At 66.1% G+C, this 2,549-nt stretch carries 2 protein-coding genes; both read left to right on the forward strand.

Going from position 1 to position 2,549, the window contains the following annotated elements; translation table 11 throughout:
- Window positions 1-810: putative bifunctional diguanylate cyclase/phosphodiesterase (locus ACXJL8_RS38755; protein WP_456686787.1), on the forward strand; the 810-nt coding region annotated here is incomplete at its 5' end.
- 89 nt (window positions 811-899) lie between these two features.
- Window positions 900-2,201 (forward strand): MFS transporter, encoded by a 1,302-nt coding sequence (locus ACXJL8_RS38760; RefSeq protein ID WP_456686788.1) that lies wholly within the window; start codon window positions 900-902, stop codon window positions 2,199-2,201.
- The last annotated feature ends 348 nt before the right edge of the window (window positions 2,202-2,549 follow it).

Consider the following 2,549-nt stretch of genomic DNA (forward strand, 5'->3'; position numbering starts at 1 on the left):
ATCTATGACGAGGCGATGTCGGCCGAGCTCGAGGCCCGCAACACGCTGGAGGGCGATCTGCGCGACGCCATCGCGCGCTGCCAGCTCGAAGTTCACTACCAGCCGTTCGTCGATGCCGACAGCGGCGCGCGCCGCGGCTTCGAGGCGCTGGTGCGCTGGCGGCATCCGGGCCGGGGTCTGATCCCGCCGGACCAGTTCATTGCGCTGGCCGAGGAGACCGGGCTGATCGTGCCGCTCGGCGAATTCGTGCTGCGGCGCGCCTGCGCCGACGCGGCGTCGTGGCCGTCGGGGCTCAGGGTGGCCGTCAACCTGTCCCCGGTGCAGTTCAAGGAAGCCGATCTGTTCGAGGTGATCCGTGCGGCGCTCAGGGATTCCGGACTGCCGCCGCAACGGCTCGAGATCGAGGTGACTGAGTCGGTCCTGCTGGAGCGCGGCGTCGAAAATCACGCCTTCATCGAGCGGCTCAAGGGCATCGGCATCGAACTCGCGCTCGACGATTTCGGCACCGGCTATTCGTCGCTGAGCTATCTGACCGCGTTCCCCTTCGACAAGATCAAGATCGACAAGTCGTTCATCCGCAACCTCACCCATCAGCCGCGCAGTTCCGCCATCATCTCCTCGATCGTGACGCTGGCGCGCGGCCTCGACATGTCGGTCACCGCCGAGGGGGTCGAGACCCGCGAGGAGTTCGAGCGGTTGAAGGCGCTCGGCGTCAACTTCGCGCAGGGCTATCTGTTCGGCCGACCGCAGCCGATCGAGCGGATTCTATTCGACGCGCCCGCCGAACGCTCGCGGCTCGACGCCGCCTGATCTCGCCGCTCGGCCGGCATGCGCGGAAAGCGCTTGACCCGGATATCCCGAGATGGTCCCAAGGATCGTCCAGGGATGAAATGCACAAAATGCGGCTTCCGTTCTTCTACGGCTGGGTCGTGGTCGCGGTGACCTTCGTCACGATGGCCATCGGCGTCAACGCGCGCACCGCCTTCTCACTGTTCTTTCCTCCCATCATCTCCGAATTCGGCTGGGAGCGCGGCGTCACCGCCGGCGCATTCTCCTTTGGCTTCGTGGTGTCGGGCGTGGTCAGCCCGCTGATCGGGCGGCTGATGGATCGCGCCGGGCCCCGCGCGGTGATGGAGCTCGGCGTCGTGCTGATGGGCGGCGGGCTGCTGCTGGCGCCGCTCACCAGCGCGCCCTGGCATCTCTATTTGACCATCGGCGTCATGGTCGGCGCCGGCAGCGTCTGTCTCGGCTATTCCGGCCAGTCGCTATTCCTGCCGAACTGGTTCATCCGCAGCCGCGGCTTTGCCATCGGCATCGCCTTCGCCGGCGTTGGCATCGGCTCGGTGACGCTGCTGCCTTGGGTGCAGCACATGATCGAACAGACCGGCTGGCGTACCGCCTGCACCGCGATGGGCCTGATCGTCCTGGTCGTGCTGGCGCCGATCAACCTGTTGCTGCGCAAGCGGCCCGAAGACATCGGCCTTCAGCCGGACGGCGACGCAGCGCCGTCCGCGGGTGCCGCAAGGCCCGTCTCCAACATCGTCGATCCGGTCTGGGTCGGCACCGACTGGACGCTGCGGCGCGCGGTCGCCACCGCGCGCTTCTGGTGGATCGCACTCGGCTATTTCTGCGGCCTCTACATCTGGTATGCGGTGCAGGTGCACCAGACCAAATTCCTGCTCGACATCGGCTTCAGTCCGGGCGTTGCGGTGTGGGCGCTCGGCATCGTCAGCCTGCTCGGCATTCCCGGCCAGATCCTGCTCGGCCATGTCTCCGACCGGATCGGGCGGGAGTGGGTATGGGCTCTGAGCTGCGCGGGTTTTGCGATCTGCTTCGCGGCACTGATCGCCTTGAAGTATCAGCCCTCGCTCTGGCTCGTCTATCTGATGGTGTTCACGCAAGGCGCACTCGGCTACGGCCTGACCTCGATCATGGGCGCGGTGGTGTTCGAGATTTTCCAGGGCAGGCATCAGGGCAGCATCTTCGGCGTGATCATGCTGGCGGCATTGGCCGGCGGCGCGGCCGGCCCCTGGGTCACGGGCTTGCTCTATGACCGCGCCGGCGACTACACGCTCGCCTTCGCCATTGCCATGATCGTGAGCGGCTTGTCGGCGCTGTCGATCTGGCAGGCCGCCCCCCGCAAGGTGCGGGCCGTGGCCGGACGGCTGCACAAGCTCCATGCCGGAACCGGCGCCGAATAGTTCCGTACCCACTGCATTGCCCTTGCTTTTTTCGCGGACCGTTAAGCATGTCGCGCCTTGGCGGGACGCGACGGGATTGCGAAAACGTCTTGGACACCATCGAAGCGCTAGCGTCGGCCGATTGCCGATGCCTCCGGGTCCAACGATGTCTGCCTCCGATTGTCCTGTGACAGAAACTCCGGAAGTGCTGCTGGCCGCGCTCGAATGCGCCGACGATGGCGTCGTCATCGTCGATAGCGCGCATCGCATCAGTCATTTCAATGCCGGCGCGGAGCGGATCTGGAAGCTCGCGCGCACCGACGTGCTCGGCCGCGATGCCGAGCTTCTGACCCTCAAATGCCTTCACGC

Source organism: Bradyrhizobium sp. P5_C11_2 (assembly GCF_054049755.1).

Coding starts and splice junctions, on each gene's coding strand:
- ACXJL8_RS38760 (WP_456686788.1), top strand. CDS start 900: ATGCGGCTTCCGTTCTTCTACGGCTGGGTCGTGGTCGCGGTGACCTTC.